This window comes from Calothrix sp. PCC 7507 (genome assembly GCF_000316575.1).
Classification (GTDB): domain Bacteria; phylum Cyanobacteriota; class Cyanobacteriia; order Cyanobacteriales; family Nostocaceae; genus Fortiea.
Window position 1 is genome coordinate 6,695,852 of sequence record NC_019682.1, and the last position, 21,879, is coordinate 6,717,730.

17 protein-coding genes are annotated in these 21,879 nt (G+C 40.1%); 16 read left to right on the top strand and 1 reads right to left on the bottom strand.

Annotated elements, in window-relative coordinates:
* Positions 1-5 precede the first annotated feature (5 nt).
* From CAL7507_RS28720 to CAL7507_RS28785, 15 genes are all read left to right on the top strand, one after another.
* The gene (locus CAL7507_RS28720; protein ID WP_015132005.1) at positions 6-923 is read left to right on the top strand and encodes a bifunctional 2-polyprenyl-6-hydroxyphenol methylase/3-demethylubiquinol 3-O-methyltransferase UbiG; all 918 of its coding nucleotides are present in this window, start codon (positions 6-8) and stop codon (positions 921-923) included.
* A 30-nt stretch (positions 924-953) separates the two neighbouring features.
* The gene (locus tag CAL7507_RS28725) at positions 954-2,171 is read left to right on the top strand and encodes a glycosyltransferase family 4 protein (protein ID WP_042341658.1); all 1,218 of its coding nucleotides are present in this window, start codon (positions 954-956) and stop codon (positions 2,169-2,171) included.
* A gap of 81 nt (positions 2,172-2,252) precedes the next feature.
* Positions 2,253-3,470, top strand: coding sequence for a glycosyltransferase (locus tag CAL7507_RS28730; protein ID WP_015132007.1), 1,218 nt, complete (start codon positions 2,253-2,255; stop codon positions 3,468-3,470).
* A gap of 22 nt (positions 3,471-3,492) precedes the next feature.
* Positions 3,493-4,734, top strand: a complete 1,242-nt coding sequence (locus CAL7507_RS28735; RefSeq protein ID WP_015132008.1) for a glycosyltransferase family 4 protein — start codon at positions 3,493-3,495, stop codon at positions 4,732-4,734.
* Positions 4,735-4,880: 146 nt separating this feature from the next.
* Positions 4,881-5,762: a glycosyltransferase family 2 protein gene (locus CAL7507_RS28740; RefSeq protein ID WP_015132009.1), complete on the top strand. Its 882-nt coding sequence runs from the start codon at positions 4,881-4,883 to the stop codon at positions 5,760-5,762.
* Between the two features lie 159 nt (positions 5,763-5,921).
* A complete protein-coding gene (locus CAL7507_RS28745) occupies positions 5,922-6,971 on the top strand; it encodes a glycosyltransferase family 4 protein (RefSeq protein WP_015132010.1) in 1,050 nt (349 codons plus the stop codon).
* Between the two features lie 4 nt (positions 6,972-6,975).
* A complete protein-coding gene (locus tag CAL7507_RS28750; protein WP_015132011.1) occupies positions 6,976-8,109 on the top strand; it encodes a glycosyltransferase in 1,134 nt (377 codons plus the stop codon).
* A gap of 137 nt (positions 8,110-8,246) precedes the next feature.
* Positions 8,247-9,476, top strand: coding sequence for a glycosyltransferase family 4 protein (locus tag CAL7507_RS28755; RefSeq protein ID WP_015132012.1), 1,230 nt, complete (start codon positions 8,247-8,249; stop codon positions 9,474-9,476).
* A 560-nt stretch (positions 9,477-10,036) separates the two neighbouring features.
* On the top strand, positions 10,037-10,165 hold the full coding sequence (locus tag CAL7507_RS33545; protein WP_255348326.1) for a hypothetical protein: 129 nt from the start codon (positions 10,037-10,039) through the stop codon (positions 10,163-10,165).
* A gap of 13 nt (positions 10,166-10,178) precedes the next feature.
* A complete protein-coding gene (locus tag CAL7507_RS28760; RefSeq protein ID WP_015132013.1) occupies positions 10,179-10,571 on the top strand; it encodes a papain fold toxin domain-containing protein in 393 nt (130 codons plus the stop codon).
* Between the two features lie 30 nt (positions 10,572-10,601).
* Positions 10,602-10,970 carry a hypothetical protein gene (locus tag CAL7507_RS28765; RefSeq protein WP_015132014.1) on the top strand — a complete coding sequence of 123 codons (369 nt, stop codon included), beginning with the start codon at positions 10,602-10,604 and terminating at the stop codon, positions 10,968-10,970.
* Between the two features lie 384 nt (positions 10,971-11,354).
* Complete coding sequence (locus tag CAL7507_RS28770) at positions 11,355-12,515, top strand: glycosyltransferase (RefSeq protein ID WP_015132015.1); 1,161 nt, start codon at positions 11,355-11,357, stop codon at positions 12,513-12,515.
* Between the two features lie 230 nt (positions 12,516-12,745).
* Positions 12,746-14,101 (top strand): DUF563 domain-containing protein, encoded by a 1,356-nt coding sequence (locus CAL7507_RS28775; protein WP_015132016.1) that lies wholly within the window; start codon positions 12,746-12,748, stop codon positions 14,099-14,101.
* A 265-nt stretch (positions 14,102-14,366) separates the two neighbouring features.
* On the top strand, positions 14,367-15,680 hold the full coding sequence (locus CAL7507_RS28780) for a hypothetical protein (protein ID WP_015132017.1): 1,314 nt from the start codon (positions 14,367-14,369) through the stop codon (positions 15,678-15,680).
* 934 nt (positions 15,681-16,614) lie between these two features.
* Positions 16,615-17,040, top strand: a complete 426-nt coding sequence (locus CAL7507_RS28785; RefSeq protein WP_015132018.1) for a hypothetical protein — start codon at positions 16,615-16,617, stop codon at positions 17,038-17,040.
* A 24-nt stretch (positions 17,041-17,064) separates the two neighbouring features.
* Here CAL7507_RS28785 and CAL7507_RS32555 read toward each other — a convergent pair whose 3' ends face one another.
* Complete coding sequence (locus CAL7507_RS32555) at positions 17,065-17,229, bottom strand: hypothetical protein (RefSeq protein WP_160166376.1); 165 nt, start codon at positions 17,227-17,229, stop codon at positions 17,065-17,067.
* Positions 17,230-17,367: 138 nt separating this feature from the next.
* Between CAL7507_RS32555 and CAL7507_RS28790 the strand changes: the two genes are divergently transcribed.
* Positions 17,368-21,618, top strand: coding sequence for a DEAD/DEAH box helicase (locus tag CAL7507_RS28790; RefSeq protein WP_015132019.1), 4,251 nt, complete (start codon positions 17,368-17,370; stop codon positions 21,616-21,618).
* Positions 21,619-21,879 lie beyond the last annotated feature (261 nt).

The window sequence follows — 21,879 nt, forward strand, 5'->3', positions numbered from 1 at the left end:
AATTTATGAATATCAAGAGTCCGCTTACACAATTTAATGATGTCGAGTTAGTAAGTACCCTATCAGTTAAAAAACTTATTGATGATTGGCAACAAGCATTTCAAATAAAGATTAGCGATGAGCTATATAAACATAGTGAAATTCAACTTTATCGCTGCAATCAAACAAGACTTCTCTTTTTTCATCCGTTTGATACCGCAGGTTCCGATAAGCTTTATGAGCAACTGGAAAAGTTTGACTGGTATTATATGCCGAGGAAGTGGGAACATGATGTCGCTATCGAGGATTTACAAGACTGTAAAAAGGTTTTAGAAGTTGGTTGTGGACAAGGTGCATTCGTAGAACGGTTATGCAAACAGATTCAACTTGATGCAGTGGGAATTGAGCTAAATTCAAGTGCTGTAAACTTTGCTTTAAATAAAGGTATTCCAGTAATAAAAACAAATCTTGACAGTTTTTCAGAACATAAGGCCAGTTATTTTGATGCTGTTTGTACATTTCAAGTATTAGAACACGTATCAGATCCTTTCAGTTTTATTGAATCTATGCTCAAACTCATTAAACCTGGTGGTAAGTTGATAATTTCTGTCCCAAACTCCGAATCATTTTCTAAATATTCACCAAATAATTTACTGGATCAACCTCCTCATCACATGACACGCTGGTGTCAGACAACATTTGATAGTTTAACAACTATATTTCCTCTCAAAGTTGAGAAATTTAGAATTGAACCTTTAGCTAAATATCATGTTGAGTGGTATCTCTCAATTCAAATTTATAGACTGTTTAAATTAAAATTAATACGTAGATTGGCACTCCGATCTTCTAATTTTTTTCTTAGACCAATTTTGAAGAATATTCCTATTTTGCGTAACCCAATTACAGGTCATACTCTCTATGTTGTTTTTACGGTTAAAAGTTAGTTTGTTCCTGATGCCATGTTGCTTTTTAACATGAATATTCTCCACATCAACCAATCTGATATTAGTGGTGGAGCAGCGATCGCAGGCTATCGACTTCATGAAGGTTTAATAAAACAAGGTATTGACTCAAAACTACTAGTTGGCAATGTTAAAACCGATAGCGATCGCGTTGCGGCTGTTCCTTCTAGAACCTATGTTGATAAGCTTATTTGTCTTGCTACCAGCCGCATAGGTTTTAACTACGTTGAACAAATTAGCAGCTTTAATATTCTTCAGCATAAATTTTATCAAAATGCAGATGTCTTAAATTTTCACAATCTTCATAGTACTTACTTTAATTACTTATCTATTCCTAAATTAACAGAAAATAAACCTGCTATTTGGACGCTTCATGATATGTGGAGCTTTACTGGACATTGTGCTTACAGCTTTGACTGTATGCGCTGGAAAGTTGGCTGCGGTAAATGTCCTTATCTAGATACCTATCCCAGAATTAAGTATGATAACACCCAACTAGAATGGAAACTGAAAGACTGGGTTTACAGTAGATCAAATTTGGCTATAGTCGCTCCTAGCCGTTGGTTAACAGATCAAGCTAAAGCAAGTATGCTCGGTCGTTTCCCCATTCATTACATACCTTATGGCATTGATACAACAGCCTATCAACCTTTAGATCCACTTTTGTGTCAAACCCTGTTGGATATTCCCGTAGATAAAAGAGTTCTTTTATTCGCTGCAGAAAGTCTTAAAGATCAACGGAAAGGAGGCGATTTACTTTTAAAAGCTTTGCAACAGTTACCTCAATCCCTGAAAGCAGAAAGCATCTTACTAACTTTTGGTAACAGTGCTGAAGCAATTACATCTGAAATCGGAATTCCTACAATCAATTTAGGATATATTAGCAGCGATCGCCTAAAGTCTGTTGCTTACTGTGCGGCTGATCTGTTTATCTTCCCCACCCGTAACGATAATTTACCGCTTGTATTGCAAGAAAGTATGGCTTGCGGGACACCAATGGTTTCATTCAAAATTGGTGGAGTTCCTGATTTAGTGCGTCCAGATATCACTGGTTATTTAGCTGCACCAGAAGATGCTGACGATTTTTGCAATGGAATTGTACAGCTACTGGAAGATGATAACTTACGCGAGCAAATGAGTCAAAATTGTCGAGCGATCGCCCTGGAAGAATATCCCTTAGAACTGCAAGCAAAACGATACATTGAACTATACCAACAGGTGTTGCTCTAGAACGTGAATGAAAAGAGCGATCGCAGATTTTTGAAATTACTAAATGCTGTTGAATACCTCATATTATAAAAAATATAATTTGTGAAAACAATTGCTTTATTTGACAATTACCGAGATGGTCATCACTTTACCTATCTCACTTTCTTTAGTAAAACCTTGCTAGAGATGGGTTACTTGGTAATGGTATTTTGTCAATATCCTGATGAATTAAATAAATGGATTGCTCTCAATTGTCCCGAACATGTGGGACAAATATTTACTTTTAAAGTAACATCTGTCAAAACGCCCAGTTTTCCCATTATTAGGAGATTTTATCGGACTTTAAATGTGTTGCAACAATGGCAGTATGCAGCAAAAATGATCCAATGGGGTGCATCTCAAATTGGACATTCTCCCGATTTAGTTTTCTTTGCTTGGCTTGACAATTATCTGAGCCATTATTTAACACATCATATTATCGACTTGATTTTTCCTTATCAATGGTCTGGACTATATTTTCATCCTACTCATTTACGTACTGGTCAGCTTTTATTACCCATTCTTCGCACTCCTCTGAGCCATTATTCTGTAACTCATTCTTCTCGATGTTGTGGTATTGCTCTGCTTGATGATGTTGAAGTTCAGAAATTAAAGCAGAAACTTAATAAGCTAGTCATTACCTTTCCGGATTTTACAGATGAATCAACACCAGACTCTAACTATATAGTTATTAAACAGATTAAAGAAAAAGCTGGTAATAAAAAAATCATAGGACTGCTTGGTGGATTAACTCAACGTAAGGGACTATTTACTCTTTTAGAGATTGCTCAAAATTCGATAGAAGAAAATTGGTTTTTTGTTTTTGCGGGACGGCTTTATGAAGATGATTTACAACCCGAACAGGTTAGAAAAGTTTGGAATATTATTGAATCCGCGCCGCCCAACTGTTTTTTTCATTTAGAGCGTATTCCTAATGAAACACAGTTTAATGCAGTCATAGATATCTGCGATATTTTATATGCAGTTTATGAAGATTTTCCTTTTAGCAGCAATATTCTCACAAAAGCAGCAGTTTTTGAAAAGCTAGTGATTGTGAGTGAGCGTTTTTATATGGGTGAAGTAGTCAAAAAATTTCAGATGGGTATAAGTATTCCGGAGAAAAATATGGATAAGTCTATAGAATCTATACAAATTCTTTGTCATCATTTAGATACACATAATTATAATCTTAAGCCTGACTTTGAAGGGTATAAATATACTCAGTCTGTGCTGCGACTTCGTGAAGCTTTCAGTCTTTTATGTGAGAAAGCTTTTGATTAAAAATTTGTTTTATATATAAACAATGAATATTTTACATTTGACACAATCTGAAGGTGGAGGCGCAGGACGTGCTGCAATGCGCCTCCACTTAGGCTTACTTCAGGCAAGCATAAATTCTACTACATTGGTAACATACAAAGAGTCAGACTTACAGTCGGTTGTCACACCAGCAAAACAAGTGGGGTTGTATAAAATACTTCAGTCTGAGATATGCAGTGGAATTTTAAAAGAATTTTTTGGTCGTACTACTACTTTTTCTGTCAATGCAACTCCTTCTTTTTTACTAAACCAAATTGAAAATTTGCGTCCCGATATTATCAATCTTCATTGGATTTCTAGAGAATTTCTGAAGCTTGAAGAACTTCAAAGATTAAAGACTCCTTTAATATGGACATTGCATGATATGTGGGCATTCACAGGAGGATGCAATTATAGTGGAGACTGCGATCGCTATACTAATACCTGCGGTGCTTGTCCTCAGCTTGCTAGTTCCAAAGAATCAGATTTAACCCGTTGGGTATGGAACCGCAAAGCCAAAGCCTGGAAAAATTTAAACCTGACTATTGTTAGTCCCAGCACTTGGCTTGCAGAACGTGCAAAAGCCAGTTCCCTGTTTAAAGATTTACGAATAGAAGTCATTCCTAACGGTTTGGATACGCAAAAATACCAGCCATTTAGCCAGCAAGTAGCCCGCGAGGTGCTTAATCTACCACAAGATAAACAACTTGTTCTATTTGGTGCATTGAATGCTAGTCAAGATAAAAGAAAAGGGTTTCAGCTTTTGCTTCCTGCTTTGCAAAGCTTAAGTCAGACAGGTTGGAGCGATCGCTTAGAGTTAGTAGTTTTTGGCGCATCTGAACCTGAAAATCCACCTGATTTAGGTTTTAAATGCCACTATCTAGGACAACTCAAGGATAATCTTTCCTTAGCTCTAGCTTACTCATCTGCTGATGTAATGGTAGTACCATCCTATCAAGAAGCTTTTGGACAGACTGCCTCTGAATCTATGGCTTGTGGTACTCCAGTAGTCGCATTTAACGCGACAGGTTTAAAAGATATTGTTGATCATCAACAAAATGGCTACTTAGCAAAACCTTATGAGGTTGAGGATTTAGCTCAAGGAATTGTTTGGATTCTAGAAAATACAGAAAGACATCAAAAGTTGCGTTTTTATGCACGTAAAAAAGCAGAAAAAACATTTTCTTTAGGAATACAAGCAAGTCGTTATTTATCTCTCTACACTGAAATATTAGCTAATAAATAATAAAAATAATAAAAACCAGTAGGGTGGGCATTGCCCACCAAAACCATGATACGGTGGGCAGTGCCCACCCTACAGATATTAATAAATAATACTAAAGCAATTGAGATATAAAAAAGAGGTCTAATTTTAATTAGAGATAGAAACCTATGGTAAAAATAGCTGCAAAAGAACCTGTATATATTATCATACCTGTACATAATCGCAAGCAGACAACTTTGACATGCCTAGAAGATCTAGAAAAAAATAGTGACTTGCAACGTTATCACGTTGTAGTTGTAGATGATGGTTCAACAGATGGAACTGCTGAAGCGATTCGTGAATTATATCCAGAGGTTATTGTTTTGTCGGGAAATGGTGACTTATGGTGGACGGGAGCAATAGCGAAGGGTATGGAGTACGCCCACCAAAAGGGAGCGGAATATTTTGTTTGGCTAAATGATGATTGTTTACCTGATGATGATACTCTACCTCAATTAGTAGAGTTTCTCAAAAATCATCCTGATACCATCGCCGCACCAACTTGTTATATTCAGCAAGGAAATTCACTTATCAAGCAATATAACGGTGCAAAAGGTCAGAAAGCATATGCAGCAAATCCAGGTGAAATTATAGAAGTTGATAGCCTATCTGGTTGGTGTGTAGGAATTTCTGCTGCTGTAGTCCACAAAATCGGTGTGCCAGATGCTAAGAAATTTCCTCATTATTGTGGGGATGATATGTATATTTTTAGAGCAACTCGTTCCGGATTTAAAGCTTATTTGATTGGAGATATAAAAACAAATTTGATAGGTGCTGTGCATGAGATGAGCGACTTTAGCAAGTATTTTCGTCCTGGCTTAAATACATTTCAGACTCTCCAAGCTTTATTTTTTAACAAAAAATCTCCATATCGACTGTCTACCAGATTTTTCTACTTTAGAGAAAGATATGGCCTATTGACTGGGACTTTATTTTTCTTGATTAAAGCAGCTTTATGGTTTAAAGAATGGACATCCTTGCAGTTAAAGTATATGAATTCACTCAATTAATATAGGATTTATATTTAATTTTCTAACATATATGTAGGCTGAAATAACGCTTAGTTCAGCAAAAGTTGCTGCTCAGATCCCCGACTTCTTCAAGAAGTCGGGGATCTAAATCCAGGAAATGGTGTAGTCAGAATTAGGAAATAATCAAAATTTTAATATATGGATAAAAAGCTATTATTAGTTACCTTTCCTGTTGATTTAGGTAATGCGAAAAATGAAACTTCTCTAGTAGATATGTTTAAAGATCACCTAGACTTAAAAATTCATCGTTTTATTCCAGATAAAAAAAAGCATCACTCTACCTCAAAATTAGATTATGTTGCAATCATTAGCCAGAGATTTGTTGGCTCTTTTGCCCTACAAAAAGCAGTGTATCAAGCTCAAAATGAAGGGAGAAAAGTAGTATTTCATGGTATTAGTCCAGCACTTTTTGCCTATCCAGCAACTCAACTTGGCAGTAGTTATATTATTACAGACTGGACTAGAAAACTATATGAACCTATTCTTGGTACTCAATTATCTCCAGCTTGGCAAACATTTATCCATAAGCATATTCTCAATTCGCAAAAATATATCTTGGGATTGACTGATGCTGTTGTTGAGGAGATAGCTAAGGATTATGGTGTACCAGAAAGTAAATTAAAAAAGGTTAAATTACCATTTACCATTGATTTAAATTTATTTACTTCTAGTCCCAAACGTCAAGATAATGAAATTCGTATTCTATTTGTTGGAGGCGATATTAAACGCAAAGGGGGTGATATCTTACTTAGGTGGTTTGCAGATAATTATCAGCCAAATGTAAAACTGACAATAGTGACAACATCTCTGATCGATGCTCATCCTCAAGTTACCCTAGAAACAAATGTGAAGTATGGGGAACCCAAACATATAGAACTTTTCAATAATCATGACATTTTTGTGCTTCCAACTAAATGTGAAGGTTATCCAGCCGTTTTAGGTGAAGCAGCTTGTGCTGGACTGGCTATACTCACTACAAAAAATGCTTTGGGCGCTCCGGAAATAATTCAGAATGGGGTTAATGGCTATATTTGTGAATCACAAGAAGATTTACTTAAGCAATTAAATATTTTAGTCAAGAATAAACCACTCATAGAAGCAATGAAGATAAAAAGTCGTGAATATATGGAAAAAGAATTTGCACCAGAATTAGTCGTGAGTGAATATCTCAATTATATTTTTGAATAACTATATGAAAATTTATATTTATGTCGATAATTATTCCCCACAAGGAGATGATTTTACTTATGGAGGTATCCGAAAAGTTGTAGATGGCTTTGCTGCTGGACTTGTAGCTTGTGGTGCTGAGGTAATAGTTTTGTGTGAAGGCTCTCAAGAGAGTATATTTCAAACTACATCTGGTTATAAAATTGCATGTTTTGCAAATACAAGTCACGAATTATGGTTTGATGTACCTAAAAAATTCCAAAAATATCTTTATGAAAATGCTAAAGATAGCCTTGTAATTTTAAATGGTGTATTCCATCGACGGGTTTATGCATTATCTCGGTTTTTGAAAAAAAATCAAATAGCCTACATTGTAGCTCCTCATGAACCTTATCATCCGGCACTTTTTCAGAAAAATGCACATTTAAAATGGCCTTATTGGTATTTACTTGAAAAACGTATGTTGAAACATGCAAGAGCAATCCAGCTATTAGATATTCGTCATGCTAAATACTTAAATTCTCTGCAAGTTAATACACCATTTTTAGAAGTACCTAATGGCTTTTCAATCACCGAATTACATTCTGATTCAGATTTTGAATGGAGAGAAAAGGGAATTCCCAAATTATTCTTTTTTGGGCGTATAGATGTATATCATAAAGGGTTGGATCTATTACTAGATGCATTTGCCGAGGTGACAGAAGTTTGCAATTGTCAGCTAACCATCCAAGGTCCAGATTGGGGTGAAAGAAAAGAATTAGAAGCGAAATCTGCTCACCTTGGATTGTCAAGAAGAGTTTTTTTTATTGAACCTGATTTTGATAAATCCCCTCCTTTAATCATTGCCGAGTACGATATATTTTGCATTTCCTCACGCTTTGAAGGTTTTAGCCTCTCAGCACTAGAAGCAATGCTTGCTGGTCGAGTTTTGCTAGTTTCAGAAGTTGCTGGAATCGCCCCCCATGTACAGAAAAGTGGCTGCGGTGTTCTTATCAAACCAGAGATATCATCAATTAAAGCGGGAATTATCGAACTTTTAGAATGCCGTTCTCAGTGGCAAGAAATGGGATTGAGAGGACGGCAATATGTGCTAGAAAATTTACACTGGCACAAAATAGCTTCTCGTACTTTGGAGCAATATAAATCCCTAATGGCTTAAAATAATTCGTAATTCGTAATTCGTAATTCGTAATTAAGTTTTGGGTTGGGGTCTAAATCCCCGACCCAAAACTTGCTTATTTTTTGAACCGGGGGATTTAGACCCACGGTACTCGGTTAATTAACAGTATTCCAGAAATGAAAATACTTCTATCCGCTTACTCCTGTGAACCGGGGAGAGGTTCCGAACCTGGAGTGGGTTGGAACTTTGCCAGAGAAATCGCCAGACATCATGAAGTTTGGGTGTTAACCCGTACTGAAGAAAGTCAAAAAGCAATTGAAGCAGAACTAGCCCGCAATCCCGTTCCCAATTTACATTTTGTCTACTTCACCACCCCTATTTTCGGTAACTTTTGGAAGCTGGGACAAAGTGGGGCAATGCAAATCCACTATTATTTCTGGCAGATAACTGCTTATTTTGTTGCTCGTCGCCTACATCAAGAGATTGGTTTTGATGTGGTGCAACATGTCACATTTGTTAAATATTCTGGCCCCAGTTTTTTATCCCTACTTCCCATCCCTTTTGTTTGGGGTCCTGTTGGCGGCGGTGAATCTGCACCAAAACCATTTTGGCAAGCTTTTAACTGGAAGAATAAAGTATATGAAATCCTCCGGATTTTAGTCCGCTCAATTGGTGAAAATGACCCATTTACTCTGATGACTGCTCGTCGCAGTGCTGTAGTTTATTCCACAACGGAAGATACAGCCGTGCGAGTGAAAAAAATGGGATGTTCTCATGTAAAAATTCTCTCAGAATCGGGCTTATCCCAGCAAGAAATTGATTTACTTGCCCAAGTTCCCCAGCCAGATAGTTCACCAGTCCGCTTTATCAGCATGGCTCGGCTGTTACATTGGAAAGGCATACATCTGGGATTGCAAGCATTTGCTCAAGCCAAGCTACCCGATGCTGAATATTGGATTGTGGGTGATGGTGCTGAATTCCAACGCCTGCAAAATTTAGCCGCAAGTTTGGGAATTGCCAAGGAAGTTAAGTTTTGGGGCAGATTACCCAGACAACAAACCCTGGAAAGGTTGGGTGAGTGTCACGTCCTAGTCCATCCCAGTTTACATGATTCTGGTGGTTGGGTATGTCTAGAAGCAATGGCGGCAGGTCGTCCTGTTATTTGCCTCGATTTAGGAGGCCCAGCGCAGCAAGTAACTGCTGAGACAGGCTTTAAAATTCTCGCCAATAATGTTGAGCAAACTATTGCAGATATGGCTGCAGCAATGGTGAAAATAGCTGGTGATGCAGAATTGCGGGTGACAATGGGAGAAGCTGGACAGAGGCTGATTCGTCAAAATTATACGTGGGAAGCGAAAGGACAGCTATTGAGCGAGTTATACGCGCAAATTGTGGCGTGCAGTTAAATCGGCGGTTATAAACCGCATTATGTGACTTTTCCCGTTATTTTTTGGCGGAGCGATCGCATTCCTCACAACACTCGCTATAGTTTGAACAGCAATTGTTGATATCTTAGTTACAAAGACTTAAAGAATTCTTATGAATGCTTCAACCTGAGTGAGTTGCACCGGTAAGGGCAAGGCACTGCCCATACGTGTCAACTTAAGCTACAGATGGCTTATTGCAAGGCTTACCTACCCGCCCTTCGACTCCGCTCAGGGCTAATAGGCAAAGTTTACTAAAGTAAACTGGGGATAAATGATAATTTTTAGTTAGCTTTAGCTTACTTTTACTATTAGACTCAGAATTCATTCTGAGGCGGGACATGGATTTCACGTTAAGTTGACACTAATGGGCAGTGCTGTGCTACTACACCGCGTGATATGATCTTGTACTTCATTTGAATGGGAAATCCTATCTATCTCAATACGGTTCAGTTAAGAAAAAATGTAGCGACTGTCTTAACTTACATCTTGCACCATTTTCAATAACCGTAGGGTGGGCATCGCCCACCAACGCAAATACAATGGTTCCAGGCACAGGTGGGCAGTGCCCACCCTACAAAAAAGGGGTAATTGAGACTGGTGCAAGATCTCAGTTAAGAGTCAAGCGATCGCCTGATTTGTACAGTGCGATCGCCCAGACATTACAATAAAATCAACGTTATTGTGCAGGAGGTGCTTTGTCTGACCAATGGTGCCGACGATTCAGTGATTGCCGACCTTGAGGAAGCGATCGGTAACCTTGTCGTTCGCTTTCCGCTGCTGCACTGTGAAGAATGTGCTAGAACCCTCAAACGATGGCTCAAACAACGCGGGATTCCTGGAAAACTATGGCGACTCTCGACCCAATATGATAATGAAGACTTTATCCTCAGCGATCGCCTCGAACAGCAGGGTTGCTCTGAAACCATTACGGAAAATGGCGTTCACTATGGAGTAGAAGTTTATGGAAAAATTTTTGATAATCTTTCCAGGCAAGGACTTTCACTAGAAGATTGGGTTCAAGATTTCACCTCCCTATCCAATCAATTTACAGTCGAAGTAATTGAAGAGTTTTAGGCTTAATTGACTGCATGGAGGCAACTTAGCATGAGTTCATTATTTAACTTACTAGAAAAAATTAAAGTCAAACCAGGGTTATATATCGGAACTGCCTCGATCACCCATCTCCGGATGTTCATTGTTGGTTATCGCTTTGCACGCTCAGAAATGAGCATCAACAATACGGAAGCTGAAAGTGACTTCTATAAAAACTTTCAACCGTGGTTGCAAAATCGCCTATCTATCCGTACCGTTAATGCTTGGGACAAAATCATTTTGTTGACCTGTATCGATGAGAAAGCATCCTTTGATTATTTCTTTCAACTTTTAGAGGAGTTTCTACAGCGAGATCAGAGCCAGGATGTTGACCCCGTATTGGTGCAATCGTCTTCAAAGGATGCCGAACAAGCAGCATAAATGGGGTTGCTTGGTTTAGGGCGATCGCTTTAGCGTCACTTACCATCAACAATAATTTTTCCTGAGTCCGCGCAGGCGGACTTTATTTGTGTAGCCGCGTATTCCTGGGTCGAAGCAAGCTACACGCACGCAGTGTGCCGCAGGCAATTCCATTCGCCCTGGCTTGCTTAACGTTAAATCGGCGGTTAGAAACCGCGTCTACACAGGCAAAACCCACCTCCGTGGGTTAACAAACCCTCAATTTTTCCTGAGTCCGCGCAGGTGGTCACTGAGCTTGCGATGCCCTGAGCCTGTCGAAGGGTCGAAGTGCGGACTTTGTTTGTGTAGCCGCGAATTCCATTCGCCCTGGCTCAAATTCCCTATTCCCTTTCATTATAAAAATCAATGCACATACTCCAAGTACACAACACCTATAAAATCCGGGGAGGTGAGGAGGAAACTTGTGCTGCAGAAGTAAAACTTTTGCAGGATATGGGACACAAGGTGGCAATATATGGAGATCATAATGACCGAATTGCCACCATCAACCCAGCTAGTTTGGCACTCAATACAATTTGGTCATCAAAAAATTATACCAAGGTCAAGCAGATATTGCAGCGTCAGCCCTATGATGTTGTGCATATCCATAATTTTTTCCCCTTGATTTCCCCCTCAGTTTATTATGCTGCCAAAGATGCTGGGGTGCGAGTGGTGCAGACATTACATAATTATCGTTTCCTCTGCCCCAATGGCTTATTTTTTCGAGATGGGCAAGTTTGCGAGGACTGTTTGGGTAAATTTGTTCCCCTATCTGGTGTACAACATGGTTGTTACCGAGAAGACAAAGCAGCTACAGCAGGCGTAGCAGCTATGTTGATTTTACATCGCTTGTTAAACACCTGGAAAAATCAAGTTGATTGTTACATCTCCATGACAGAATTTGGGCGACAGAAGTTTATTGAGGGTGGATTTCCTGCAGAAAAAATTGTGGTGAAACCTCACTTTGTCGCCCCCGATCCTGGTGTTGGTTCAGGAAGCGGCGGGTATGCGCTATACGTGGGGAGACTCTCGGTGGAGAAAGGATTAGATACATTGCTTGCGGCTTGGGAACAACTGGGTGGAAAAATTCCCTTAAAAATTATTGGAGATGGACAATTAAGCGATCGCGTCAAAGAAGCAGTTGCAAAAATGCCTGGTGTCGAATGGTTGGGGCGTAAACCCATTAATGAAGTTTACGAAATGATTGGGGAAGCGAAGGTGCTAATTTTACCTTCCAAATGGTATGAAACCTTTGGCAGAGTGGCAATTGAGGCATTTGCCAAGGGAACACCAGTGATTGCTGCTAATATTGGGGCGATCGCTGAATTAGTTGATCACCAACGCACTGGGTTACATTTTATTCCGGGTGATGCCCAAGATTTAGCCCAAAAAATGGAGTGGATAATCTCTCATCCCATACAGCTTGCACAAATGCGCCAGGAAGCAAGAAGCGAGTTTGAAAATAAATATACTGCCAAAAAGAATTATCAACAACTTATACAAATTTATGCTCAGGTAAAAAATTAAGAGGTTCCTAGTATAGCGTTTTCCTACAAGCGTAAGGTACATCCGCAGGGAACCCTTGTCCCGCCTCAGAATGAATTCTGAGTCTAATAACCCAAGTCATCTGAAGATGACTAAAAATTCTCAAAAATCCTCAGTTTACTTGAGTAAACTTTGGCTATTAGCCTTGGAATTCATTCCAAGGCGGGTAGGTAAGCCTTGCAATAAGCCATCTGTAGCTTAAGTTGACACCAATGGGCAGTGTTCCCTACACCTTGCGATATAATGTTACACCTCATCTGAATGAGAACCGCTATATACAAACCGAACAAATCAATTTAAAGAATCATACATTTATGGAAATTTTAGATAGAATTACCCCTCAAATTCATAGGGTAATTAAGCGAAATCGAAAACTTAGAGATTTAGCATTACCAATTTGGCAACTTTTACAAAAAGTTACGTTGTGGTGGCATTCTTTATTAAACCCTAACAAATTTATACCTCCACCAACAAGCATATGTGAATCACTCAACGATTGGGTAAACACCTACTCAACACAGAATCAAAAAAAGTTGCCCGAATATAAAGTGATTTATCCCCAACATACAATCACCAGACTGTTACCAAAAACTATCGATGAAAATGTACATTGGCAATATCAGCGTAATCTACAATATCAATTACCAGATGCATTTGTTGCGACCATTCCCGATGGAAGAGTATGGAATGATGGTTACATCATCACACCAGACAACATATTACTGAAAGAATTTACAACAAAATATAGTTTTGATAGCATCAAAACATCCTTACCCTCTTTAGATAAATTACCACCTCTTCATAAATTATCTGGTTCTTTAGCTGTTCTTTCATGTGACTATGGTACAGGTTACTATCACTGGATGTTTGAAGTCATACCCCGACTAGCATTATTAGAAAAAGCTGGCTTTAAAATTCAAGATATTGATTATTTTTTAGTTAATCAACATGCATCTAGATTTCAAATTGATACATTAAAAGACCTAGGAATTCAACGCCATAAAATTATTGAAAGCTGTTGGTATCCCCATATTCAAGCTGAACAAATCATTGCTCCATCTTTAGTGGGAGTACCTGTACAGGTTCCAGGATGGGCTTGTGATTTTTTAAGGCATAATTTTATCGATAATAAAGTTGCCAAAAATCGGCAGCCATTACGGATTTATTTAAATCGTTCCCAGGTAGTTCACCGGAAAGTAGAAAATGAAGGAGAAATCATAGAATTTTTGAGCCGTTTTGGATTTTGTAATATTGCCACAGAAAATTTATCAATTTGGGAACAGGCTGAATTATTATCATCGGCAGAAATAGTAATTGCGCCTCATGGTGCTGGACTCACTAACCTAGTCTTCTGTAAACCGGGAACTAAAGTTATTGAACTATTATCACCTAAAGGTGTGAGTACCCTATTTTGGGCTTTAGGTAATCATGTGGGGTTAGATTATTACTATTTGTTGGGTGAAGGAGAAGGGTTACCTGAAGAAACTTATTATCATGTATTAAGTGAAAATATTTCGATTAATCTTCACTCTCTAGATAAATTACTCCAATTAGCTGGAATTAAATAATCTGACAATGTTTAGTTAGATATCATTAGGCAAAGAATTGATATGCAGTTAGTAGTTAGTAGGGTGGGCAATGCCCACCACAACCAGTATTTGTCTCTAAATGCTGTCGGTTCTACAAAAAATCCTTAACTGAAGTCCATTGGTATATGGTGGGCAGTGCCCACCCTACAGATATCTAAAAGTTTTGTAAGGATTTAGTGTTAGTATATCAACCAATTAGCGAAATTTATTATCAGTTAAAAAATTAATATACAGAGGACGATGAATGAACCCAGAAGTAAGCTTATTTAAGCAAAAAAAACAAGTATTACTAAAAAGTAATACCATTTTGCTCATAGCACTTGGTTCTACTTTCTTCCCACGGTTGCTGCAATCGTTAAAAGTACCATCTCTAGTTAATTTTCTCCACTTTGCTATAGTTCCTTTAGCTTGCGGAATCGCTTTATTTAACACGCGAAGCAAAGACCGTTACCAAATAGCTATTACTCAAGCAATTTTATTCGGATTACTAATATTTTTCACAATAATTATTAGTAGTGCATTATTAAATCAAACAGGAGTTGTTAATATAATTCTGAGCTTTTTATTATGGACTGAACCATTTATGTTTATATTGGCTCTGACTAGTTTACCTCTATCAGAAGCAAGTCTAAAAAACTTCCGCACAGGAGTAATAAGTTTTAATTTATTTCATCTACTTGTTGCTTTTATACAAGCTTTAGCTCTAGGGCTAGGTGGAGATTTTATGCAGGGGGTGTTTTTCTATTCTGGTTCTGGTCATGTTGTCGCCTCCTCTGTTTCCTTAAGTTTTGGGTTATATTATTTCACTAGCGTCAAAACACAAAGACGCTGGCTAGCTTATCTAATATTTGCAGCCAGTATTGTGCATTTAGTCATGGCTGATGCCAAACAGGTGCTATTTACATTTGGTTTTGCTGTTGCGATTCTTACAATCAGCAAAACCCAAGAGCCAGTAAAAATTCTAATCTATACTATTAGTTTCATTCTTTCTTGTATTACTTTCTGGTGGGGTGTACAAAATGTCGAAGCCTTGAGCGCCTTCCTCGCTTGGAACAGACCAGAATTGTACGGGACAGATGGTGACGCAACACAGTTCAAATTGTCGGGGATTAATTTTGTGATCTCCAAATTTCACTCTTCCTGGAATTGGTGGTTGGGTCTTGGCCCTGGTAGTTCTCTTGACCGTCTTGGTCAGATGTTTGGAGAATATAAGCAGTTATTATTGCCCTTGGGAGCAACTATTTCTCCTTTCCCAGACGAGATTTGGACAATAACTAAAGAACACTGGCTGGGACCAGTCAAAGGGAGTAGTTTTTTTGCACCGACCTGTGGCTGGGCTGCTATTTGGGCAGACTTTGGATTTTTAGGTTTATTTAGCTACTTGTATCTTGGCTTAATTGTGTGGCGTAAAATATGCATAGATGATGATATATCTAAAATATTAATACTTTCTGCATCTGCTCACGGATTCATTTTTACTCAAATGCAAGAACCAGGTTATATGCTTTCCGTTGCTGCCTTTATTGCTTTGCGATGGCAAGAAGAACAAGTTCAATGAATAACAAAGCTATTATGGCGGTTCTCAGTTGGATGCAATACACAATTATATCGTCGTGTGTAGGGTCACGGCACTGCCGTGACCTTATTAGTGTATTGGACTCAAGCGATAACCGCTATAAGCGATCGCTCCTACACAACAACAATCTCTCTCTACGTTAGGCTTCTTACTCAAATTCCAACGCTGGCTATCACGCTTAAAGCGATCGCAGCCCATACATCAACATATATAAGTATTGTTTAAGTGTGAGCAGAGCAGCTATAAGTAGTTGCATCTCACCCTTTAATCTGCACAACACAGTTTCTAAGCTTAATCAGCAGTGTTTAAGTCATTGCATCTAATGTATAAGTCACTTTAACCTTGGCTTAAGCGTTTGCAGCTCACGCAAGGTGATTGATAAGCAACGCTTTAATTATTGCAGCAATTATTGTAACTACGTTATAGTAACGCCGATCAGATTCTGAGATTGCATGACAGTAGCGATCGCAGGGCTATTTCATTAGACCTTTTGCAAAAGTCAAAAAATCAGTCATGTCATTCTGAACGGAACGCAGTGGAGAGAAGAATCTCACCAGATGTTTCGCTCCACTCAACATGACAATTTAAGCATTTATGCAAGAGGTCTATTCTCTAAAAAGCCCGCCTCAGAATGAATTCTGAGTCTAATAGCGAAAGTCGTCTAAAGACGACTGAGAAGAGGTTATGGTCTGTTTTAATGGACTTTAGCTATTAGCCCTTCGACTCTGCTCAGGGCGGTTTATGTCTAGGCTGAAATAGCCCTAGTAGCGATCGCAGTTTCAACTTTCAGGCATATCAGTAAAATTATTTACATTGTTGAGTTATTGTATTCACTTGCTTTTCCTGAATTTTACCCATGTTAATTACGCAGGTTTATGTATAAAAATGTACTATAATTTAGTAACAGGGATGCATTATGGCACGTCGTAAAAGAAATTCTGCTACCTTAGAACGAGCCGAACGACGGATTGAAAGTTTGCAGTCTATCGACAAAAAACTTGACTTTGGTCAAGGAGTCACCATAGAAGCTTATGATGTCTTAATTAACGATCTCCGGTCTAAGCTTGCAGCCTACAACACTGCTTTATCCTCCATTGACAAACTCACAGGTGACGTAAAAAACGCAGAACAACTAGTGCTGGAAATGTCAGAAAAAATGTTGTTGGGGGTTGGTAGTCGATATGGCAAAACTAGCCAAGAATATGAAATGGCGGGTGGTTCGCGACGCAAGAATAGCCGTCGCTCAACTAGCAATTCTCAAAGCACTAATTCCTTACTAACTAATTCTGCCCCACTTGCTTCTGCAAATGGTTCTACCAATGGCCTATCTCCTGTTAAGTAAGTCAGTGAGAACAATTCAATGTACTCATACTGTGTTAGAAGTAGGTTGGGTTGAGGCTTTGGGAAACCCAACATCCTGATCAATGGCGATCGCTCCTCTCATAAATCCCCTAGCGTTGAGCGATCGCCCCTGCAAGCAAACAATGTCTCCCCGTGTTGGGCGATCGCTCAACAAGATACCATCAAACACTCACTGATAACTGATAACTGATAACTGATAACTGATAACTGATAATAGTGCGGGTATCGTCTTGCGATCGCCTGAGAATAACTGGTATGTTCTATCTACAAAGGTGCGAAAACTTATCATTGTGTATTTACGCGCCCGATGATTACCATGAACGATTATGAGGCTGATCACCAAAAACTACAAACGCAACTCACCCAAACATACCGTCAGCTAAGACCACTAGAAGAAAAGATTGTCCAACTGTTCTCGGTAATTTACGAATCGATCAACAGAAATTCGTTCTTGGAATGTTTCAATTACATCGGTGCGCGTGATCAAAATTACAGGCCTTTCGTTAACGCTACATTAAAGCCCTACATTGATGGATTACTAGCAGCAGGCTTGCTGGTTCAAGAACAGGGACGAGGACCTCAGTGTCATCCTTTACTAGTAGAGATTGCTACTCGCTCGGCGGTGAAAGCCGGCTGTTTTGAAGTCATGGCAAAAACGGTACATGACAAGCTAGGAGTAAAAACTCGTAGACAAGATGGTCCACTAATTTTTGAAAGGAAAAGCCAATTTATCAGAGAAGTCCGCATTGGTCTTTACAGCCAGAACCTCAGTTTAATTAACAAACAGATTGCAGATTACAACAGATCCAATTACAGCAATGACGAAATATCTATAGAAAATATCTTCGAGCAGGTTTGCAATAACCCATTCGATGCAGATTGGTTTCGCACCCTGCCACAAGAATTATATGACAACTGCATATCTATCATCTTGATCAATGCCGCACTGAAATGTTCTCCTGCAGATGAAGCCTTTGCCCTACTGCAAGAAGAATGCGCTACGGAGGATGGACATTCCTCAAACTACTTGCACATCATTTTGACAGAACAACTGCTGCTACGGGGTTGTATCCAAGAAGCACAAGAAACTTTAGAGTGCATATCCGCAGATTATCAAAATAACGCCGCCGTATACAGAGGTTGGTTGAATTTTTTACGCGGTGATAATCAACAAGCCATAACTGATTACACTACTGGTCTCAGAGCTATGAAAAAAGCCACGGGCAAGCGTCAAGTGTATTTTAGCACGATGGGCGGCTTGTTTTTTATCTTGGCACTGATCAAAGATGCTGCACCGGAACATCTCCAAGAAGCACTTGATTACACCAGTCTACTGGCACGTCAATCAGACCATTGGCTGAGGTCGATTTATGCACAGTTAAAACTCTGGCTGCAAATCCAATCAGGCGACATTGCACAAAAAGAATTCATCCTCAGCAACCGCATCCTGTTTCCGGAAATACATAACAGCCTAGAAACCCTGTTTTTCGCCCTGTGTCATTATTGGGTAGATGCAGATAGAGCCAAAAAACATCTACCCAGTGTGCTAGAACCTTTATATTCGCAAGCAGTGAAATCTAGTTATCACTGGCTGGCGATGGAAACAGCAGAACTTTTGTCTCGACTCAAACCCAACAGCACCTACGATACCCAAGCAGAAATTCTGCGCGAAGATATCGGTATAGACAGCATCGTTGACGTGATGCAGCCACAAGAACCTTGGGAGATGTGCTTAAACGCACTCTCCAATCTCCAGAAGGAACCCCAAGCACCTATAAAAGCTGAAGCAGAACTGCGCTTGGCATGGTTTATTACTTTCTACCCCAGTAAATGTGTCTTGCAACCACGGGAGCAAAAAGTTAACGCCAAAGGCGAGTGGAGTAAGGGTCGCCCCATAGCCATCAAGCGTTTAAGCGGAAATCTGGGTGAGCTTGATTATCTCACATCCCACGATCTCCGAGTATGTGGCTGCATTGAAACATTTACTTCCTACGACTACGGATATCGTGGCAAAGTTGAGTATACCTTCAGCGCCAAGGCAATATCTGCGTTGATTGGACACCCCTTAGTATTTTGGGAAGATGCACCAACCACCCGCGTAGAAATTGTCAAGGGAGAACCAGAACTAATTGTGAAAAAGGGCAAGCGAGAACGCTTAACTTTAGAATTTTCTCCCAAACTAGAGCCATCACAAAATATCCTTTTTGTCAAGGAAACCCCAACTCGCATCAAGGTAATTGAAATTAGTGCTGAACACCGACGCATCGCCGAGATTATCGGCAAAGAAAATCGCTTAGACGTACCTGCTACTGCTGAGAAGCAGGTCTTAGCCGCCATTAATGCTGTATCTGGCATCGTCACCGTCCATTCTGACATTGGTGGTGGTATGGCAGGAGCAGAAGAAGTACCAGCCCACACTATACCCCACATTCACCTGTTACCTGCCAATGCCGGATTAAAAGTATCCCTGCTATCTCGTCCCTTTGCCCAAGGTGGCCCCTACTACCGCCCTGGTGCGGGGGGTGAGACTGTGATTGCAGAGATAGATGGTAAGCGGCTGCAAACTAGACGCAATTTGCAAGAAGAAAAACAACTTGCCAATGCCTCAATCACAGCCTGTCCTAGCTTAACTCGCGCTGAAGAACAAGATGGTGAATGGCTCATAGAAGATCCAGAAGACTGTTTGGAATTGCTGCTGGAACTGCAAGCATTAGAGGACACAGTGGTGCTGGAATGGCCGGAAGGAGAAAAACTGCGTGTCAAGCACCAAGCAGACCTCAAAGATTTTCAGATGTCCATTCAACGCCAGCAAGATTGGTTTGCAGCTACTGGTGAGTTGAAACTGGATAAAGACCTAGTGCTGGACATGCAACAACTACTAGAACTCTTGGATAAAACCCCCAGCCGTTTTATCCCCCTTGGTGACGGTCAATTCCTGGCTTTAACCCAAACATTTCGCAAACGTCTTGATGAATTGCGGACGTTTTCAGAAAAACATAGTAAAGGTATCCGCTTTCACCCACTGGCAACATTAGGCTTAGAGGATTTTGTTGATGAGGTGGGCAAGGTAAAAGCAGATAAACACTGGAAGGCACACATCGAGCGTCTCAAGGAAGTGCAAAACCTGCAACCGGAACTCCCTTCTACCTTCCAAGCAGAACTGCGTGATTATCAAATGGAGGGATTCAGTTGGCTGGCGCGTCTGGCACATTGGGGTGTGGGAGCTTGTTTAGCAGACCAAATGGGACTCGGTAAGACCGTGCAGGCATTGGCTGTTATCCTCAGAAACGCTCAATCAGGGCCAACCCTGATTGTTGCCCCCACTTCGGTGTGTATGAATTGGGTGAGTGAGGCGCAGAGATTCGCTCCTACTCTTAATATTATTCAATTTGGTGGGAGCGTTCGCGAAGCGTCGCCTACGGCGAGTCGCCAGCAATTACTCAACAACTTGCAACCGTTTGATATGCTGGTGTGCAGCTACGGTCTTTTGCAGCAAGAAGAAGTATCGCAGATGCTTTCTCAGGTACAGTGGCAAACGATTGTGCTGGATGAAGCCCAGGCAATCAAAAATATGACCACCAAACGTTCCCAGGCTGCAATGAACCTCAAAGGTAGTTTCAAGCTGATTACCACCGGGACTCCAATTGAAAACCACCTTGGCGAATTGTGGAATTTGTTTCGCTTTATCAATCCTGGGCTGCTGGGTTCATTTGAAAGCTTCAATCAACGCTTTGCTATCCCGATTGAGAAATTTCAGGATAAACAAGTACGCAACAAACTGAAAAAACTCATTCAACCATTCCTGTTGCGTCGCCTGAAAAATCAGGTGCTGGAAGAATTACCCTCCCGTACCGAAATCCTCCTGCATGTGGAGTTGAGTCGGGAGGAAATGGCTTTCTATGAAGCGTTGCGTCATGAGGCTATATCCAAACTGACCGAAAGTGGGGCAACTGCTGGACACAAACATCTGCAAGTGCTGGCAGAAATTATGAGACTGCGCCGTGCTTGTTGTAATCCTAGTCTAGTGATGCCTGACACTGAACTATCCAGCTCGAAACTGCAACTTTTTGCTGAGGTGCTGGGGGATTTGCTGGAGAATCATCATAAGGCTTTGGTGTTTAGTCAGTTTGTTGACCATTTGCATATCATCCGCGATTATCTAGATAAGCAAGGTATTAATTATCAGTATTTAGATGGCAGTACCCCCGCTCCAGAACGGAAAAAACGGGTGGATGCTTTCCAAGCTGGGTCAGGAGATGTGTTTTTGATTAGCCTGAAGGCGGGTGGTACTGGTCTCAATCTTACTGCCGCTGATTACGTCATCCACATGGACCCCTGGTGGAATCCCGCTGTAGAAGACCAAGCTTCAGACCGTGCCCACCGTATCGGGCAACAACGCCCAGTGACTATCTATCGTTTAGTAGCGAAAGATACTATTGAAGATAAGATTGTGGACTTGCATCAGCACAAGCGAGACTTGGCAGACAGTCTGCTCGAAGGTACTGATATTAGTGGCAAGATATCGACAGAGGCGTTACTAGAGTTGATTGGGGTATAGCTGAGAGTTCGGTTGCAGTGGTCTGTCAAGATAGTTTTGAGAGGTTCGTCGTCAGCACTCTAGTGCTTAAAAAATCAAGGACTAAAGTCTTGACTACAAACTTAACTTACCCATCAATTTAAACTTAATAGACTTGTAGGAGCGATCGCCAAGTGTTCTGTGAATTTAAATAATAGGGCGAAGTTTGTCCGGAATAATCCGGAAAACTACTGAGTCGTGAAGTATTAACTATTAAATAAATTCAATCTGACTTGAAAGTGC

Coding starts and splice junctions, on each gene's coding strand:
- CAL7507_RS28720 (WP_015132005.1), top strand. CDS start 6: ATGAATATCAAGAGTCCGCTTACACAATTTAATGATGTCGAGTTAGTA.
- CAL7507_RS28725 (WP_042341658.1), top strand. CDS start 954: ATGAATATTCTCCACATCAACCAATCTGATATTAGTGGTGGAGCAGCG.
- CAL7507_RS28735 (WP_015132008.1), top strand. CDS start 3,493: ATGAATATTTTACATTTGACACAATCTGAAGGTGGAGGCGCAGGACGT.
- CAL7507_RS28740 (WP_015132009.1), top strand. CDS start 4,881: ATGGTAAAAATAGCTGCAAAAGAACCTGTATATATTATCATACCTGTA.
- CAL7507_RS28745 (WP_015132010.1), top strand. CDS start 5,922: ATGGATAAAAAGCTATTATTAGTTACCTTTCCTGTTGATTTAGGTAAT.
- CAL7507_RS28750 (WP_015132011.1), top strand. CDS start 6,976: ATGAAAATTTATATTTATGTCGATAATTATTCCCCACAAGGAGATGAT.
- CAL7507_RS28755 (WP_015132012.1), top strand. CDS start 8,247: ATGAAAATACTTCTATCCGCTTACTCCTGTGAACCGGGGAGAGGTTCC.
- CAL7507_RS33545 (WP_255348326.1), top strand. CDS start 10,037: ATGGTTCCAGGCACAGGTGGGCAGTGCCCACCCTACAAAAAAGGGGTA.
- CAL7507_RS28765 (WP_015132014.1), top strand. CDS start 10,602: ATGAGTTCATTATTTAACTTACTAGAAAAAATTAAAGTCAAACCAGGG.
- CAL7507_RS28770 (WP_015132015.1), top strand. CDS start 11,355: ATGCACATACTCCAAGTACACAACACCTATAAAATCCGGGGAGGTGAG.
- CAL7507_RS28775 (WP_015132016.1), top strand. CDS start 12,746: ATGGGCAGTGTTCCCTACACCTTGCGATATAATGTTACACCTCATCTG.
- CAL7507_RS28780 (WP_015132017.1), top strand. CDS start 14,367: ATGAACCCAGAAGTAAGCTTATTTAAGCAAAAAAAACAAGTATTACTA.
- CAL7507_RS28785 (WP_015132018.1), top strand. CDS start 16,615: ATGGCACGTCGTAAAAGAAATTCTGCTACCTTAGAACGAGCCGAACGA.
- CAL7507_RS28790 (WP_015132019.1), top strand. CDS start 17,368: ATGATTACCATGAACGATTATGAGGCTGATCACCAAAAACTACAAACG.